A 16,952-nucleotide genomic window follows, 5' to 3' on the forward strand; every position below is an offset into this window, starting at 1 on the left:
GCGGCAGACGGAGCCCGTCAGAGCTCGTCCAGGAGCCTTGCCTTGGCCTGCTCGAATTCCACAGGCGTCAGGGCACCCGAGATCAGCAGCGCCTGCAGGCGTTCCAGCCGCACGAGTGCATCGCCGGACATTGCCAAAGACTCGTCCGCGAGGGCCCGGTGCATCTGCAGGTGGCGGAATATGCCCACGGCCCGCCCGGTCACCACGGCGTTCGAGCGGGCGGGGCGAGGTCCGGCGATCCCGCGGCCCGGCGCGAACGGATCGAGGGGTTCACCCCGAAGGCCCGCCGCGAGCAGAAAGGCGCTCAGGATTCCCGTGATCGAAGATATCGGCAGCGCGAACGCCCATAGAGTGGTTCCCGCAGGGCATTCACGCTTCGACACGTAAACCCCACCGGACGAACAACTACCGGTGCGCATCAATTGATAGAAACTGTATGCGGCTACTGCCAGCGAGATGAGAAGAAAAAAGCCACCGATACCGGCGCGCAGAAAGGATTTCATGATCCCGGATTCCCTTGAAGGCGTGGCTTGCGAGCCGGCGAAGGACGCCGGCGTCCCGTCCACATCGGTCGGCTCACGGACGGAATTCGCTCGGCACGCGGGCGGCGGGCGTGCCGCCGATGCTGTCGCCGACGACGACCGCGAGGCTCAGCCGTAGTGTCACGAACAGTCCCTTCCGCGCTGATGGGTTCGGGCCGATGGAAGCGCGAAAGACGGAAGGCACGGACGCCGCGCGCGTGGTTCCGGGCTTCGGCCGGCCCCGTTCCGGTGGACGAACCCCCGGCTGAGCCAACTCTCCTCCGCCCCCTTGCGGTGGACTTGCGACCGACTAGGACACGTCCGGTCGGTCATGTGACCATCTCGCGGTCGAGTCGTCGGTCCGGGTATGGGGCGGGGTGATCCGACGGATGCGGAGTGGGAGCGATTGCGGCCGTTCCTGCCGGTGAGCAACGGGCGTTGTGGCAGGTGGCGGGATCACGGGCAGGTGATCGACGGGCTTGTGCATCGGGTGCGGACCGGGGTTCGGTGGCGTGATCCGCCCGAACGGTTCGGTCCCTGGAAGACGGTCTACGACTTGATCGTCACACCGGGACAGCGGGCCGACCGCACGCAACTCGCGCCCGTCCCGAAGAAGATCCGCGTCCCGCGGACCGGACCGGGCACGTCACGCACCAAGACCGGACAGCCTCGCCGCGGACAAGGCCCACGGAAACGGGCCCTGCCGCGAAGACCTGCGACGACGCCGCATCCGGCACACCATCCCGAAGAGGACAGCTTCTTACACAGGGCCTCCTCGGCGGCCCTGGAGAAGCACCACTGGATGCTGCGTGCCGAGAACACCGGCTGACCGGGCGTCATCGCGGCCGTGCCGTCCGCGGACGGATCGGCACACCGCACCCAACCCGAGTTCGGTCCCGAACATCCGGAAGCCGACAAGCCCCCCTGGAGGCGGACATGGCCGAGAACGCCGACGCGGCGCGCGCGGTGATCCCGACCGTGGACGACGATCCGGCGGCGTCCCGGGCCGTCGCCCGCGACCTGCGGCGGCGGTACGGCGACCGGTACCGGATGGTGCGTGCGGAGTCCGAGGACTCGGCGTCGGAGGCGTTGCGGGAGCTGAAGCCGCAGGACAGCCCTGTCGCGGTGCTGCCGGCCGACCACCGGATGCCGCGGATGAACGGCATCGAGTTCCTTCGTCGGTGGGGCGGCCCGTCGGACGTCGCGGTGCACGCCCTGTCGCGGTCTTCGATCGTCGCGACGCAGGGCGGCGAGACGGGGTGTCGGAGCGGTCGGCACTGCCCGCCGGAATACGAGATTCCGGTGATGCTGTGGATGTCCTGAATTGTTCTGGTGGGGGTGATGCGGATCCGTCTAGGTTGCAGGAGCCGTCAACTGGCCGGTGGGTGGGAGCCCCGCGACGTGGGTGCCGCCGGTCGGGGAGGGGAACGCGGTGTGACCGAGCACGTTCAGTGCCGCATGGAGGGACCGGCGCCTTGTGTCGCAAGAGTCCGGTCGAGGCCCTGCCGGCCCGGACCGGCCCCGCTTTGGCACCCGCCGACACCGCCGGGAGGCCCGGAGCGGACCCGGAGCTCGTGAAGTATCTCCAAGACGGCCGGCGCAGCCGGGAACGACTCGGCCTCCCGAGCCCCGCCGAGTCGGCGGAAGCGTGCCACGCCGGGCGGACGACGGCCGACTGGGTGAACGCGACACCCGGGCGCCCCTCGCGGACCGGCTGATCGGCGCTCCGAACGCCGGGGGACGCCGGTCGTGATCGAGGGGGTCAGTGATGTGTGCGGACCCCTCCGCACCCGTCCGTGAACCCCGGACTGGTCATCCCCGTCGGCTGACCCGGGCCTCGTACGTACACGCGTCGTGGGGAAATCGGGAGACGGTCCGGACGGCTTTCCCATTCAAGCGCTCTGCCGGGAGGAATCGAATGTCCGCGAGCAAGAAAAAGGAACACAGGTCGGCGAAGATGGTGACCAAGGGGGCCGTCGCCGCGGTTCTCTCGCTCGGCGTCGGATTCGCACCCACCTTCATTGCAGCCGCCCCCGCCGGCGCCGCCACATACAACTCCAGCGAATACAGCACATGGGTCCCCGGGCAGACCAACATTCCGGTCCTGAAATCCCTCATCAAGAGGACCACGATGCTGGACTGGGCGCGCCCCGGCGTCACGCAGACCCTGAGTATGAAGAACAACCTCGACCAGAACGTGTACGTGCTCCACCGGACACACGCCATGTTCGTGCTGGCGGACATGTCGGCCGCGCTCGCCAGCTTGACGTCGGCGAGCGTCGGGGGAGTGGTGACGGAAGCGGTGATGCGCGGGGCGGTGAAGGCGGCCGGGGAATGGCAGGAGTGGTTCAAAACCGAGATCGAGGCCGAGAACCTGAAGGTGAAGAGAGGGCAGATCGGCGTCCCCCGAGCGCTGGCCAACATCGTGGTCGCCACGGTGAAGAAGGGCAGGGACCTGAACGGGGACCTGAAGACCGTCCTCGATGCCGTCTTCTTCGGCGACAACAGCCTCTTTGACCGGGTGACCAACACCCAGAGTGCCCTCGCCGACAACGATCCCTTCACTCAGAAGCTGGTCGGCCAGATCAAAAGGGAAGCCCAGGTGATCCGGCCGGGGCAAACGGAAAAGCTCTCGGAGGCCAACTACATCGAGAACGCCATCGTCTTCAGTGGGACGAACAAGCCGACCAGTGGCTTCCTGGAGAAGCTGGGCAACCTGCTGCAGGGCGTCAACGTTCCGGGTGTCAGTGGCTTGGCGGGCATGGCCGGGTTCCCCACCCTCGACATGTACGTCATGACGGAGGACGCGAAGAAGATCGCGCACATGACGTCCGCCCCGAACATCACGTGGACCGTCACCGAGGCGAAAATCTTCCCCGACTCCGACGGAACCGTCGGCGACCTCACCCATCCGGAGGGCCTCGGGTATTACCTGTGGACCGTCACCCCTCCCGTCGGTGAGGATCTCAGTCTGCAAACCTACAATCGGCAGGCCTACAACGCACTGGAATCGTCCGGATTCGACCGGGGCGCCGCGACCCAAATCCTGATCAGGCTACGGGAACAATTCCAGAGCCAGGGCAGCGGGGCGGACGACACCACGGTCGCGAAGGCGACCGCCAAAGTACTCACCGGGCCAAATTTCCGCAAGCTTCTGTGGCTGGACCTCAAGAACGGCGAAAGTGACTCCCCGGAGGCGGTCAAGAATGCGACATACTGGGCATATCAAGACACCATCTGGGGCGTTACCCACCCGGCCGGAGGCGCGACGGGCCATGAAGCAAACTACATCCGACCTGCATATATCGTGGCGGGTGGCATGGAGTTCGAACAAGGTGCGAGCCACCGCCTCACGGATGACCATCCGAGGAATGTGAACGACAACGACATCGCCCAATACGATGCGTGCCTGAGCGCCACCCGCTACGGGCTCACTTTCCAAGACGCGCAGCGGGCCATTCAGAAATTCGGAGCCAAGATCCCCCTCGGCAATGGCAATATCTGGAACATCGCGGCACCCTCCACCGATGGAATACGGGCATCCGATATCGTGCAAATCGTCGCCGCCCTCAACGGCAAGATCAAGAACCGTGCCGGCGGCAGCGCCGTGGGTGATAAATTGGTCTCGGCGATCGATAAACTGACCGCCGAGAATTCCAACGACCTGCCACGGCTTCGTGCGTGGTGGGACTCGAATGCGAATCTTTCGAAGGACATTCTGGCCGTCCTCGAAGCATAGACATCCGCCACCTCGACCCTCGTGACGGGCCGTCGGATTCTCCGGCGGCTCGTCACGGTTCGACTGCTTCGTCCCGGCTGTTTTGAAAGATCTTGCCGATTGATCATGTGTTGACCGTTGGGTTTGCAGGATCTGGCACGGATGGTCGGTTGAGTCCGCGTCGGCGCCCGCGTCTGTTTCCGTTCCCGTTTCCGTTTCCTGGGCAGGGCTGCCCGGTGTCGGCCGCCGCGACGGCTACCCGGCCCTGTCGCCTGGCCCGCCGCCGGGTCGGCTTGTCCGACCCTGCTCCGGAGGAGGGCCTGCGGTGGCCCCATCGGTGCCCCGCGGGCCCATGGCGTCGGCCCGTGTGGGCGGGCGCAGGCGGACCATGCGGCGGGTGCCCCACACCCTGTCGTAGGCGTACGTCACCCGGATGCCGACCCGCAGCGCCAGGCGCCGGGCGCGGGACCAGCCGAGCAGACGGCCCATGCGGTCCATCACCGCGAGGCTCACGTCGCGGTTCACCTCGATTTCGGCGCGGGCGGTCCTGCGCAGGGCCCGCCCGATGTGCGTCCGGCCGTCGCGGGCGGACAGGCGCAGCAACTCCTCGTGGCAGTAGGCGAGGTGATTCTCCTCGTCCTCGCAGATCATCCGGATGCCCCGGCCGATGTCGGGGTCGTCGCCGAGGTATCGACGCAACATCCGCATGTCCTCCGCGGCGCGCTGCTCGGTTACGCGGCTGTGCACCAGGTATTCGACGATGTCGTCCTCGGTCAGCGGTTCGTCCCGGCGCAGCCGATCGTGGGCGAGGCCCAGTCCCCGGCGTTCGAGGAGCATGCAGTAGTCGGTCTCGGGCGGGACGTCGACCGGATCGAGCCCGCGGCGGTGCAGCATGGCGTTGAAGATGCGCCCGTGCTTGTCCTCGTCGGCGCCGTGCCGGGCGATCTTGGGCGCCAGTTCCGGGTCGCGGGCCAGGGCGGCGATCCGCCCGTTCTCCCACCCGCCCTGGCTCTCGCCCTTTGCCGCGATGCTGCAGAACAGGCGGAACGCCTCGTCGTCCCGATGGATCTCTCGAAGAATGTCGCGAGGACCGAGCACGACAGAGCCCTCCTTCCCACAGGCGTTGCGGATACCGCCGAACCCCACCACGGGACCGGACACCGGCACAGTCGCCGGAAGTGCCCGGATACCACCTGTCCACGAAGTGAAACCGCGCGATCGCGCGAGGTCGTCGCGCCGCCGAGTGCGTGGGCTCAGCCGGTGAGCGTGGTGTGCAGCGCGTCGAGGCCGTCGCGGTAGATGCCGGTGAACAGGTCGACCGCCTCGCTCTCCTCGACGCCGTCGGGGGTGAAGCGGCCGGACCACTGCACCTCGGCGACGTGCTCTCGGCCGGGGACCGCGTGGACCCGGAGGGTGGAGAGGTAGCCGGTCACGGGGAAGGGCGCTTCGAGGATGGCGTAGGTGTACCGGCGCTCGGTCTCGTTGAAGTCCATCAGGCGTTCGACGATGACGTCGCCGTCCGGGTTCGTCAGGCGGCGAACCCGGCCGCCTTCGAGCGCGGTGCTCTCGGGGAAGTAGGGGAGCCAGTCGGGCAGGGTGTCGAATCCGCCGATCAGGTCCCATATCCGCTGTGGCGGGGCGGGCAGTATCCGGCTCACGGACGTGGACGCCATGGTCTTTCTCCTGTTCGTGTTTCTCTGTTCGGTTTGGTGTTTCGGGTCGGGTTTGTGTTTCGGGTTTCGGTCGGGTGGTCGTTCGGGGTCAGGCGCCCTGGGGGAGCGGGGCATCGGGGGCGACGAGGCCGGCGGAGCGCAGGTCGTGCCAGAACGCGGCCGGGACGTTCGCGTTCAGGGCGGCGACGTCCTCGGCGATGCGACCGGGGCGGGTGGCGCCGGGGATGGCGGCGGCGGCCACGGGGTGGGCCAGGGAGAACTGGAGGGCGGCGGCCTTGATGGCGATGTCGTGCCGTTCGGTGAGGACCTTGAGCCGCCCGACCCGCTCGACGATCTCCGGCGGGGCCTGCCGGTACTCGAAGTGGTTGCCGCCGGCGAGCACGCCGGAGCTGTACGGTCCGCCGACGATCATGTCGACGTTCGCCGCCTGGGCCATCGGCAACAGGCGCCCGAGGGCGTGTTGGTGATCCAGGAGGGTGTAGCGGCCGGCGAGCAGGAATCCGTCGGGTCGGGGCTCGTCCAGGGCCAGGGTCAACTCGATCGGCTCGGTCCGGTTGACGCCGAGTCCCCAGGCTTTGATCACACCCTCGTCGCGGAGTCGGGAGAGCACCCGGAAGGCACCGGTACGGGCCTCCTCGTACTTGTGCAACCACAGGTCGCCGTGGAAGTCCTGGGCGATGTCGTGGACCCAGACGATGTCCAGGCGGTCGACACCGAGGCGCTTCAGGCTGCCCTCGATCGAGCGCTCGGTGGCGTCGGCGGTCCACTCGTGGAGCATGCGGTTGGCGTTGCCGTGCTCGAACAGGCCGCCTTTCTCGCCGAATTCGCGGTTTCCCGTCTCGTGCTCGTCGAGGACGACGCGGCCGACCTTGGAGGACAGCACGTACGAGTCGCGGGGCTTGGTCGCCAGGAGCGCACCCAGGCGCTCCTCGGCGAGGCCGGCCCCGTAGAAGGGGGCGGTGTCGTAGAAGCGGATGCCCTGGTCCCAGGCGGCCTCGACGGTGGCGGCGGCCTCGTCGTCGGGTATCGCGCGGAACATGTTGCCGAGGGGGGCGGTGCCGAAGCCGAGTCGGCCGGGGAGGAATTCGCGGAGGGACATGGGGATGCCTCTTTCGATGTTCGACGGGTGTTTTGCCGGTGGGGGGTGTGGGGTGTCCCCGATGCGGGGAGCCGGGGCGCGGCGGGCCGTTCCGGGTGGGCTGGGGCCGGCCGGGACGGCCTCGCCGGGTGCTCAGTCGAGGTGGTCCGGGTGCGGGCCGGTGCGCAGGTCGCGGTCGCCGGCGGCGATCGTGGCCATGTCCTCGTCGGTGAGCGCGAAGTCGAACACGTCGAGGTTCTCGTGGATGCGGGCCGGGGTGACGGACTTCGGGATGACGATGTTGCCGAGTTGCAGATGCCAGCGCAGCACCACCTGCGCCGGGGACTTGCCGGTGCGGGCCGCGATGGTGGTGATCGCCTCGTCGTTCAGGACGGCGCCTTGGGCGAGCGGGCTCCATGCCTCGGTGGCGATGCCGTGTTCGGCGTGGAAGGCGCGCAACTCGGCCTGCTGGAGGCCGGGGTGCAGCTCGATCTGGTTGACGGCAGGCACGAGGTCGCTGCCGTCCAGCAGGCGTCGGAGGTGCGCGGGTTGGAAGTTGGACACGCCCGCCGCGCGGATGCGGCCCTCGGCGGCGAGGCGCTCGATGGCGCGCCAGGAGTCGAGGTAGAGGTCGCGCGCGGGGGCGGGCCAGTGGATCAGGTAGAGGTCGACGGTGTCGAGGCCGAGCTTGGCGAGGGCGGTGTCGAAGGCGCGAAGGGTGCGGTCGTAGCCCTGGTCGGCGTTCCACAGCTTGGTGGTGACGAACAGTTCCTCGCGTGGGAGTCCGGAGTCGGCCAGGGCCCGACCGACGCCGGTCTCGTTGCCGTAGATCGCGGCGGTGTCGATGCTGCGGTAGCCGGCCTCCAGGGCGCCGGCGACGGCGGTGGTGGTCTGGTCCTCGCGGACCTGGAAGACGCCGAAGCCGAGTTGGGGGATCTCGACGCCGTTGTTCAGCTTCACGGTGGGGACGGTGGTGCTCATGGTGGTGCCGCTCTCTCGGTTGATGGGGGTCTGCTACAGACCGAGTCGGGAGGTTCAGGAGTTTTCGGGGATGTTCGACGGTGTCCGTTCCGTCGGTGACCCGCTCTTGGTGATCAGGTCGAGATCTCCGGTGTCGAGGCGCCGTCCGTGGTCCGCGAAGGTCTGCTGTGGAGCGCGGGTCATCGGGCGAGCTTCGCGAGGGCCGCGGTGGCGAAGCCGTGGTCCTGCTCGGGGGCGCCGCCGCCGACGCCGACGGCGCCGATCAGCCGGCCGTCGCGGTGTACCGGGACGCCACCGGCGATGAACAGCAGGGGGCGGTCGAGTGCGGTGGTCGGCGAGTGGAACGGGCCGTCGGGCTTGACGAGGTCGACCAGATCGGCGGTCGGGGCGTTCAGCTGCAGGGCGGTGTAGGCCTTACGGGTGCTGGTCTCGCCGGCGATCAGGACGGCCCGGTCGTCGCGGCGGAAGGCGAGCAGGTGCCCGCCCGCGTCCAGGACGGTCACGCCGACCGCGACCCCGGCCGCCTCGGCGGCGGTACGAGCGGCCGTGATCAGGGTCTCGGCGTCGGCGGTGGTCAACGGGGTCATGGAGGTGGTGCTCATGGTGGTGCTGCTCCTGTGTGAGGGGGATGGGGGTCAGTGGTGGACGGGGACGCGGACGTCGGCGGTCGGGGGGACGACCGCGGGCTCGGCCGCCTCGGTTTCCCGCGCCGAGGTGCGACGCTCCAGGGCGGCGGACCAGAAGGCGAGGACCAGGGCCGCGCCGGCGAGTACGGCGCCGACCCAGTTCGGGGCGGTGTAGCCGAGTCCGGCGGAGATGACCATCCCGCCGAGCCAGGCCGCGAGCGCGTTGCCGAGATTGAAGGCGCCGATGTTGACGGCGGAGGCCAGGGTGGGCGCGCCGTGGGCCTGGTCGAGAACCCGCTTCTGGAGCGGCGGAACGGTGGCGAAGCCCAGCGCGCCGACCAGCAGGATGGTCACCGCGGCCAGGATCCTGTTGTGCGCGGTGACGGTGAACAGCGCCAGCACGACGGCGAGCCCGCCGAGAGTGACGTACAACATCGGCATCAGAGCGCGGTCCGCGAACCGGCCGCCGAGCAGGTTGCCCAGGAACATGCCGACCCCGAACAACACCAGCAGCCAGGTGACCGCGCCGTCCGAGTAGCCGGCCGTGTGGGTCATCATCGGGGCGATGTAGGTGATGGCGGCGAAGACACCGCCGAAGCCGAGCACCGTCATCGCCATCGCGAGCAGCACCTGCGGGTTGCGGAACGCGGTCAGCTCCCGGCGCAGGTGGGCGCCCTCGGGGCGGGGCATGGCCGGCACCAGCCTCGCGATGCCGAGCAGGCCGATCACGCCGAGCGCGGCGACGCCCGCGAAGGTGACCCGCCAGCCGACGGCCTGACCGATGAAGGTGCCCAGCGGTACGCCGACGATGTTGGCGACGGTCAGTCCGGTGAACATGGTGGCGATGGCGCCGGCCTTCCGGTCGGGCGCGACCAGGCCGGCGGCGACCACCGAGCCGATGCCGAAGAAGGCGCCGTGGGCGAGCGAGGCCACGATGCGCCCCGCGAGCATGACGCCGAAGGTGGGCGCGAGTGCGGAGACGAGATTGCCGACGACGAACAGGCCCATCAGGGCCATGAGCATCGTCTTGCGCCCGATCCGGTTGCCGAGCACGGTCATCAGCGGCGCACCCACGACGACGCCGACCGCGTAACCGGTGACGAGGAGTCCGGCGGTGGGGATCGACACGCCGTAGCCGTCCGCGATCTCGGGCAGCAGGCCCATGACCACGAACTCGGTGGTGCCGATCCCGAACGCCCCGATGGCCAGGGCGAGGAGCGCGAGAGGCATGATGCGAACCCTTCATACGATTGCTGGTGCTCCTTACGAGCCTCGACAATAGTTGCATACGCGCTATAAGTGCAAATGCCGGTAGTCATCCACCGAGGATGCTTGCATGGGCGCCATACATGCGGCAGCCGGTATTTCAGAAAATGGAGTATCCTGAACGCCTGCCTGTCGTACCCGGAAGGAGACTCGGGCCCATGACCGCCACGGATCCCGCACTGACCGCCCTCGCCAACGGATGGGCCGCGCTCTACGTCCTGTACGGCCGGATCGAGGCGCAGATCGAACGCGCGCTGCAGACCGAGCACGACCTGAGCGTGCGGGAGTATTCGCTGCTCGACGTGCTCAGCCGCCAGCACGACGGCGAGGGCGGCCACCTGCAGATGAAGCAGGTCGCCGACGCGGTCGTACTCAGCCAGAGCGCCACCACCCGCCTGGTCACCCGGCTCGAGGACCGCGGGCTGCTGGCCCGCTACCTGTGCCCCACCGACCGCCGCGGCATCTACACCGACGTCAGCGACGCCGGCCTGAAGCTTCTGGCACAGGCCCGGCCGACCAACGACACCGCCCTGCGCGAGGCCCTCGACGAAGCGGCCAGGAACCCCGAGTTGGCCCCACTGGTCAAGGCGGTCGAAGCGGTCAACCCCGCCGGCGGCCTACCGGCGGCGCCGACCACCCGACCGTAGCGACCGCACACCGGACCGGAACCGAAGCACACACGGACACGAGCGTGGCGTAGGCGGACGTATGCGAGGGACCGTCGAACGACGGCATCCCCGTAGCGGCGACAACGACGGCCCACCACCCGCTCGACGACGAAGCGGTGGCGCAGGACGAGCCCGCCGCAGCTTCTGGCTGGTGATGCCGATGGTCTTCGCCACCCACCACGTCGACACCGACCCACGCCCGCCGCAACGAGGACACGAACCAGGTCCAGGTCTTCGACGCGCTCGGCCGCGAGAGCACATCGTTCTTTGTCGGGGAGGCCATCGAACACCTGCTCGCGGACGAGAGCGGCCACCTCTGGGTCGCACACTTCGACGAGAACCCGGACGGAATCCGCCGCTGGAGCCGCACAGGCCGACTCGCCTGGACCTCGGACGGCGCCCGCATCCCCCGGCCTGTTCGACTGCTACGCCCTGAACGTGTCGGGCACCACGGCCTGGGCATGCCCGTACACGGACTTCCCCCTCGTCGAGATACGCCCCGACCGCCCCGACCGCCCCGACCAGCCGGTGACGGTGCGTGCGAACAGCGTCCGGGGCGCCCACGCGGTGGCCGTCCACGGCGACCGGGTCGCCTTCTACGGCGGCTACGGCGACGAGCGGGACCGACTCGTCCACGCAGAGCTCACCGAAGCGTCCGTCGAGCCGACGGACGTCGGCCTGCTCACCCTGCCCGACGGCTCCGCCCCCGGCCCCCGACGCGTCGTCGCCCGAGGAAGCAGGATCACGTCCAGGCCGAGCCGTTCACCGCATGGGGAGTGTTCGACCTCGGCGGTTGACACCCGGCACCCTCGTGACAACGCAAGCCTGAACGTGCGAGCGACATCCGAGGGCGGGACCGGGCACGAAGGCGAGCGACCCCGTTGCCCAAGGTGCGCCTGCTCGGCTGTGACGACCAGCACCGCACCCGGCGGTACGAGGACACCGCAACGCCGCCGCTCCCGACGGCGACCGCACCCCGTCACACCAGAACCCGTGACGCGGTCCCGGCGACAGCCTCGCCTCCGGTGCACACGAGCGCCCGAAGTTGCCCGACACGGCGAACTCCCGCGTCGTTGTGTCGACCCTGTCCGGACACAACCCGCGCCGACAGGACGCGAACGATCCGTCGCAGGCTGCCGTTCACTTGCTCGTCAGTCTGCGGCATCCACGGCGCCCGCGCGGCGAGCCGCCGCCTGCCGCGGCCACCGACTCCGCGCCTACATCGTTACCCTCGCGACTCGACGCGGTCCTCGAGGCGATCGAAGACGCAACTGCCGATCGACCGGTCGCTCCCACGGACCGAGGACGTGGCTGATTGAATCCGGTCACGACGGATCCGTCGCAGGTCGGCGACGCTCCTCTGAACTATTGGGATTGAAGCCGTGACGTGGTTCCGGGCAGCAGGCCCGCGCGGGTCAGGTGCGGCACCAGCCGATCGGGGTCGGAGCCCCAGCGGTCCCGGGGCCGGTCGAACCCGCACACCACGTCCCCGGCCTGCGCGTAGTGGAACATGGTGAGCGCGTTGATGTTCTCGAAGGTGCTCAGGGCCACCGTGCCGGCCGACACCGCGGCGAGGACGTCGTGGTGGGTGCCGCGGCTGGGGGCGTCCTCGAAGGCGAAGGCCCACCCGTCGGCATCGCCGGCCCGGATCACCCCCTCCTTGTCCGCGACCGCGGCGTGGCCGAACTCCTCGGCGACGTCCTCGATCCAGTGGTTCGCGTCGATCACGCCCTTGTGGGCCGTGCGCGTCACGTCGCAGCCCATGCGCCGCAGCAACTCCATTGCCGACAGCCCGCGTGCGAAGGTCACGCAGTACCCGAACTCGGTGAAGTAGGAGTCCTGCAGCCACTCGACAGTGTCGCCACTCACGGCTCGACTCCTTCGAATAGTTCGACCGTCGCGGGACTCGGCAAGCGACCCGACACGACCCCGCTCCCTCCAAGGCGGCCCAGGGCGCACGATGGTCCGCACGTGTGCGTTACGGGCCCGCGGCGGATGCGGCGAGTCGGTGTGCGGTGACCCGGTGCCATCCGCGCAATGTCCCGCCGACGTCGCGGTTCAGGCCGGTGACCTCACGGGCGGTGGTGTCCGCCCAGATCGGGTGCAGGCCCGGGACGACGGTGACCGCCTCGGCGTCCGTGAGCGGCCTGGCCGCACGGCCGCGTTCCCTGGGCAGGGGCGAGGACGGCTGTGACGGGCGGGCCATACCGTCGTTCACTATTGGCACCGGCCCGAATTCAGCGCACACAACGGCCTGGCCCGCCGCTATGCCCGGTATCGACGCCCTGGCCGCCGGCAGTCCATGCCCCATTTCACTCCGGCCACGCGGAGGAATGGATGCGGGCGGTCCTGGCCAACTGGATCCAACCCGTCATCCACGGCACCGAGATCCGCTGGATCCCCTCGAACGAACAACCGGGCCGCGACTACTGGACGATCGCCGTACCGCGCAGTGTCCAGGCACCCCACGGCTTCGTCGGAGCCGAAGGCAACGACATGAGCTTCCGCTTCCCCGTCCGCCCCGGCACCACCACCGCCGACGAAGCCCACATCCATACCATCCGCCACGACGGTGACGCCGACCTCGACCCGGGCAAGCACTGGATCGCCGTCGCCATGGTTCCCACCACCTGCGGCTCGATACCCCTGACCACCCGGTTCCACATCCTGAGCGTGATCGCCGCGTCCATGGCCGACCGTGCCGGCCGCACCTGCCGTTCGGACGCCGGGGCTACCGACTGCCACGCGTCAGCGGCGACACCTGGGGCCTGACGACCCTGAGTACCTGCGATCTCCTACCGGAACCAGCCTTTCGTGTCGGCCACTTCGCCGAGCGCCTCGTTCCCGGTGCGTGCGAGGGCGGCCTCGACACCCAGCACCCAGTCCAAAGGAAAGTCGAAGGGTCGGGCTGCCAACGGGCCGATGACGCCGGCGGCCGTGACCGCGTCGTACGTCGGAGGGTGGCCAAGACTGCCGATCACATGAGGTTTGTGCGCCCGCAGCGCCGCGAACACGTCTTCGTCGGGGCTGTTCCTCATTTTGTCGCCGAGCGCCAGGAGCGCGGGCCACGCTGCGCCCCCATACGGTGCCATGTCCCTCAAGGCGGCAATGGTGAATCGCGAGTACGCCTCTGTGCGGACGTGGTGGGCGACCAGCAGGACGGTCAAAGGGGAGAGGCCGTCGATCCCGGCCAGGTTGGATCCTCTTCGTTGTTCGGAGACCGCCATGGATGCTCCAATGCGGCTGGAGCTTAGGATCAGTGCCCGCCGTGAGCCCTCGGGCAGAGAGCGGATTGCGTCGTCGACGCGGGTCAGGTGCTCTTCGACGACGACATCGGAGGCGACGGCCAGCAGTGCCAGTACCCAGGTCGCGCGCGACAGCGGATCCCGGTACTGCTCGTCGCGCCTGGTGCCCGGGGCCTCGTGCGGCGGCCGGGGAAGAACCATGTGCTGTCCGGGTGCGGTGGCGGTGTTCTGGCCGGCCGCCTCCGCGGCGGATCGCTGTTGGGCTTCCGCCACCGGCGGCGGAGTGTGGTGCCGGCGCATCGGGCGGACGGGGTGAGGGCGGTTGCGGAGCCTCCCGGTATCGAGGACCCAGCCGACTGTTGGCCAACTCGGGTCGGTCGCGTGGTGGTGTGCACGTCAGTGCAAGGGTTGGTGGCCTCCGCCGTAAGCTACCGGTCGCTGGTGACCAGGCCGCGCCGCGAGGGGGCAGATGTGGCTCACCGGTAGTGCCGCCGACCGGCTCACGGCGAAGACCGTATATGTCGCTACGAGCGAGCCTCGCTCGACTCCTCGGCGCAACGACGTTTCACGATTCGGACAGCCAGACCTTGGCGTTGCGGCCGGCGTGGTAGCCGGTGTCGAAGTTGGTCACGGCACCCTGTCCGCACGCCTTCCAGCTCTTGACCCAATTCCCGATCTGCACCTTCGCATAGGCGCACTGCCCGTCGGCATCGGTGTCCTTGACGTATCCGTAGACCCGGGACGAGTTTCCCTCGGTGCACTCGGTGTAGGAAAGGTGCCCGCCGGATGTGGTGATGACGTGGCTGCCGGAGCAGACCGCGGAAGGCGCCGCCTGAGCCGGGGCCGTCAGCAACAACTGCCCTCCGGCGAGGCACCCAACGGCGATAAACGGTGCAACATGATGCTTCATGTCGACTCATCTCCTTGAAGTCGGATTGCTCACAATGTTCCATGTGATGCACCACAGAGTGGGTCGAATAGATAAATGTAATCCCTTTGCATGAAATCACCTGTATGCCGGTTGAGCCGCGACATCGGGTGTTCTGGCGGCACGCCGTGGGCGGCGAGGACACGTTCGGCGCCATCGCCGCCGTGTCGGGTCGTTCGACAGACGGGGGTGGGAGGCGGCTTTGAGCAGGTCGGTCACGGTTGCCCCTTCGTTTTGCCGGGGTGCGGCCACGCGGCGTGGGCACACGCGGAGAACGTGGTCGAGGTGGGCGGAGGCAGTCGGCCACGATCGGTGCCGCGATGTGGCGCGGCAGGTCGCCGGGGGATGTCGCGGGGACAGGATGGCGTCAACGACCGGTGCGAAAGCGGAAACGGAGGGGACGGCGATCCGCAGCGGCCGAGGTGGCGCGCGGGTGAGCCCTGTGGCGCGCGGTCCGTGCTCCTGGTTGTTGTCGGCCGCCCCCAGGCCGGTCCTCATGTCGTTCGGAGTGCGCAGTCCTTGCCCGGCAGGGGACATCCGGGCGGCCTGGCCGCCGGGGGTGCGCCTTGATCGCGATTCGCGCCGGTGAGGAGGGGGTAGCGGCGAGCCGGGGGCGCCTTCGGACGGGGGCGGCGGTCGCAGGGCGTCGCCGTTCCGTGATCGAGTTCGGCTCGTCCTTCGTGGGTGTGGACAGGAAAGCGGCGGGGGTGAACATCCGACATCGGATCCGGGAGCCGGCCATGGCGCACCGCAGCAAGGATGATCCCGACGACGCGGCACCCGCGCGCGAGGTTTTCGTCGACGGCGGGCAGGATTTGACTGACGCGGTCACCGAGATCGGCGCCGCACCGGACGAGCGCATCGTCGTCAATCTGGGGCCGCAGCATCCGTCGACGCACGGAGTTCTACGACTCGTCCTCGAACTCGACGCCGAGCGGGTCGTGCAGGCACGGCTCGGTATCGGATACCTGCACACCGGGATCGAGAAGAACTGCGAGTACCGCAACTGGACCCAGTCGGTCATGTTGGTGACGCGTGCCGACTACCTGATGCCGGTGTTCAACGAGGTCGTCTACTGTCTCGGTGTCGAACGCCTGCTCGACATCTCCGACCAGGTCCCCGAACGTGCCCGGGTGGTCCGGGTGATGCTCATGGAGCTCAATCGGATCTCCTCGCACTTGGTCGCCATCGCCACCGGTGGGATGGAGTTGGGTGCGCTGACCGTCATGACGTACGGCTTCCGCGACCGGGAGTTGATCCTCGACGTCTTCGAGGCGATCACCGGGATGCGGATGAACCACGGGTACGTCCGGCCCGGCGGTCTCGTGCAGGACCTGCCCGGCGGGGCCGAGGCGCAAGTCCGTGATCTCCTGCGAGTCCTGGCCGGACGGTTGCACGACTACGAGCAACTCCTGGACGAAAACGGGGTCTTCCGGTCTCGGACCGTCGGCGTGGCGTATCTGGACATCACGGGTTGCATGGCGCTCGGCGTCACCGGGCCGATCCTGCGGGCGAGCGGGCTGCCGCACGACCTGCGCAAGACGCAGCCGTACAGCGGCTATGAGAACTACGAGTTCGACGTGCCGACCCGCGACGGATGCGATGCGTACGACCGCTACCGGGTGCGCGTTGCGGAGATGCGGGAGTCGCTGCGGATCGTCGAGCAGTGTCTCGACCGGTTGCGGCCGGGCCCGGTGATGGTCGCGGACAAGAAGATCGCGTGGCCCGCGCAACTCTCGCTGGGGCCCGACGGGCTCGGTAATTCGCCGGAGCACATCGCCACGATCATGGGCACGTCGATGGAGTCGTTGATCCACCACTTCCGGCTGGTCACCGAAGGCTTCGCGGTGCCGTCGGGCCAGTCGTACACCGCCGTGGAATCGCCGCGCGGTGAACTCGGCTGCCACCTGGTCTCGACGGGCGGGCCCCGGCCGTACCGTGTCCACCTGCGGGACCCGTCGTTCGCCAACCTGCAAGCGGTCGCGGCGATGGTCGAAGGCGGCCTGGTCGCCGATGTCGTCGCGGCCCTGGCCAGCACCGATCCGGTCCTGGGCGGCGTGGACCGCTGACGGCGGCGCGAGGACTACGGCCGCGCGGCCACGTATCCGCGCTGCCGGTCACGGTGTTCGGCCGGGTTCCCGGACACCGCCGGTGGCGGGATGGGTCGGCACCGGCTACGACGTGCCGCTTCGTCCGCCCGCCTGCGCGGTGTGTGCCGTGTGATCGGGCCTCAGTCCACCGGTCGAAG

Annotated in this window: 16 protein-coding genes and 2 pseudogenes; 6 read left to right on the plus strand and 12 right to left on the minus strand. The window is 68.9% G+C overall.

The window, feature by feature from the left end; genetic code table 11:
• Positions 1–17 precede the first annotated feature (17 nt).
• Positions 18–503 (minus strand): SHOCT domain-containing protein, encoded by a 486-nt coding sequence (locus ACFXKZ_RS19400; protein WP_380001970.1) that lies wholly within the window; start codon positions 501–503, stop codon positions 18–20.
• 385 nt (positions 504–888) lie between these two features.
• Here ACFXKZ_RS19400 and ACFXKZ_RS19405 point away from each other — a divergent pair.
• The 3 genes and pseudogenes from ACFXKZ_RS19405 to ACFXKZ_RS19415 form a co-directional block, all read left to right on the plus strand.
• Positions 889–1,074 (plus strand): annotated as a pseudogene (locus ACFXKZ_RS19405) (transposase); the annotation flags it as partial.
• 383 nt (positions 1,075–1,457) lie between these two features.
• Positions 1,458–1,703 (plus strand): annotated as a pseudogene (locus ACFXKZ_RS19410) (fused response regulator/thioredoxin-disulfide reductase); the annotation flags it as partial.
• Between the two features lie 736 nt (positions 1,704–2,439).
• Entirely contained in the window at positions 2,440–4,260 is a 1,821-nt protein-coding gene (locus tag ACFXKZ_RS19415) for a hypothetical protein (protein ID WP_380001972.1), read from the plus strand.
• Positions 4,261–4,494: 234 nt separating this feature from the next.
• On the opposite strand, the gene ACFXKZ_RS19420 is transcribed toward ACFXKZ_RS19415, so the two are convergent.
• The 7 genes from ACFXKZ_RS19420 to ACFXKZ_RS19450 form a co-directional block, all read right to left on the minus strand.
• Positions 4,495–5,337, minus strand: coding sequence for a ferritin-like domain-containing protein (locus ACFXKZ_RS19420; RefSeq protein ID WP_380001974.1), 843 nt, complete (start codon positions 5,335–5,337; stop codon positions 4,495–4,497).
• 155 nt (positions 5,338–5,492) lie between these two features.
• The gene (locus ACFXKZ_RS19425; RefSeq protein WP_380001976.1) at positions 5,493–5,912 is read right to left on the minus strand and encodes an SRPBCC family protein; all 420 of its coding nucleotides are present in this window, start codon (positions 5,910–5,912) and stop codon (positions 5,493–5,495) included.
• Positions 5,913–6,000: 88 nt separating this feature from the next.
• On the minus strand, positions 6,001–7,011 hold the full coding sequence (locus ACFXKZ_RS19430) for an aldo/keto reductase (RefSeq protein ID WP_380001978.1): 1,011 nt from the start codon (positions 7,009–7,011) through the stop codon (positions 6,001–6,003).
• Between the two features lie 132 nt (positions 7,012–7,143).
• Positions 7,144–7,971: an aldo/keto reductase gene (locus ACFXKZ_RS19435; RefSeq protein WP_380001980.1), complete on the minus strand. Its 828-nt coding sequence runs from the start codon at positions 7,969–7,971 to the stop codon at positions 7,144–7,146.
• Positions 7,972–8,025: 54 nt separating this feature from the next.
• Complete coding sequence (locus ACFXKZ_RS19440; protein ID WP_380001982.1) at positions 8,026–8,154, minus strand: hypothetical protein; 129 nt, start codon at positions 8,152–8,154, stop codon at positions 8,026–8,028.
• Positions 8,151–8,573, minus strand: a complete 423-nt coding sequence (locus tag ACFXKZ_RS19445) for a heme-binding protein (protein WP_380001984.1) — start codon at positions 8,571–8,573, stop codon at positions 8,151–8,153. The genes ACFXKZ_RS19440 and ACFXKZ_RS19445 overlap by 4 nt, the downstream gene beginning before the upstream one ends.
• Before the next feature lie 33 nt (positions 8,574–8,606).
• Positions 8,607–9,827: an MFS transporter gene (locus ACFXKZ_RS19450; RefSeq protein WP_380001986.1), complete on the minus strand. Its 1,221-nt coding sequence runs from the start codon at positions 9,825–9,827 to the stop codon at positions 8,607–8,609.
• 194 nt (positions 9,828–10,021) lie between these two features.
• Between ACFXKZ_RS19450 and ACFXKZ_RS19455 the strand changes: the two genes are divergently transcribed.
• Complete coding sequence (locus tag ACFXKZ_RS19455) at positions 10,022–10,510, plus strand: MarR family winged helix-turn-helix transcriptional regulator (RefSeq protein ID WP_380001988.1); 489 nt, start codon at positions 10,022–10,024, stop codon at positions 10,508–10,510.
• A gap of 1,386 nt (positions 10,511–11,896) precedes the next feature.
• On the opposite strand, the gene ACFXKZ_RS19460 is transcribed toward ACFXKZ_RS19455, so the two are convergent.
• Positions 11,897–12,400 (minus strand): DUF6461 domain-containing protein, encoded by a 504-nt coding sequence (locus tag ACFXKZ_RS19460; RefSeq protein WP_380001990.1) that lies wholly within the window; start codon positions 12,398–12,400, stop codon positions 11,897–11,899.
• A gap of 109 nt (positions 12,401–12,509) precedes the next feature.
• A complete protein-coding gene (locus ACFXKZ_RS19465; protein WP_380001992.1) occupies positions 12,510–12,737 on the minus strand; it encodes a hypothetical protein in 228 nt (75 codons plus the stop codon).
• 131 nt (positions 12,738–12,868) lie between these two features.
• Between ACFXKZ_RS19465 and ACFXKZ_RS19470 the strand changes: the two genes are divergently transcribed.
• Entirely contained in the window at positions 12,869–13,303 is a 435-nt protein-coding gene (locus ACFXKZ_RS19470) for a hypothetical protein (protein ID WP_380001993.1), read from the plus strand.
• A gap of 23 nt (positions 13,304–13,326) precedes the next feature.
• On the opposite strand, the gene ACFXKZ_RS19475 is transcribed toward ACFXKZ_RS19470, so the two are convergent.
• Together ACFXKZ_RS19475 and ACFXKZ_RS19480 are read right to left on the minus strand one after the other, a co-directional pair.
• Complete coding sequence (locus ACFXKZ_RS19475; RefSeq protein WP_380001995.1) at positions 13,327–14,049, minus strand: hypothetical protein; 723 nt, start codon at positions 14,047–14,049, stop codon at positions 13,327–13,329.
• A 292-nt stretch (positions 14,050–14,341) separates the two neighbouring features.
• Complete coding sequence (locus ACFXKZ_RS19480) at positions 14,342–14,686, minus strand: hypothetical protein (protein WP_380001997.1); 345 nt, start codon at positions 14,684–14,686, stop codon at positions 14,342–14,344.
• Positions 14,687–15,444: 758 nt separating this feature from the next.
• On the opposite strand from ACFXKZ_RS19480, the gene ACFXKZ_RS19485 reads away from it, so the two are divergent.
• Positions 15,445–16,773 (plus strand): NADH-quinone oxidoreductase subunit D, encoded by a 1,329-nt coding sequence (locus tag ACFXKZ_RS19485; protein WP_380001999.1) that lies wholly within the window; start codon positions 15,445–15,447, stop codon positions 16,771–16,773.
• Positions 16,774–16,952: the final 179 nt, after the last annotated feature.

This window comes from Embleya sp. NPDC059237 (genome assembly GCF_042754105.1).
GTDB lineage: Bacteria > Actinomycetota > Actinomycetes > Streptomycetales > Streptomycetaceae > Embleya.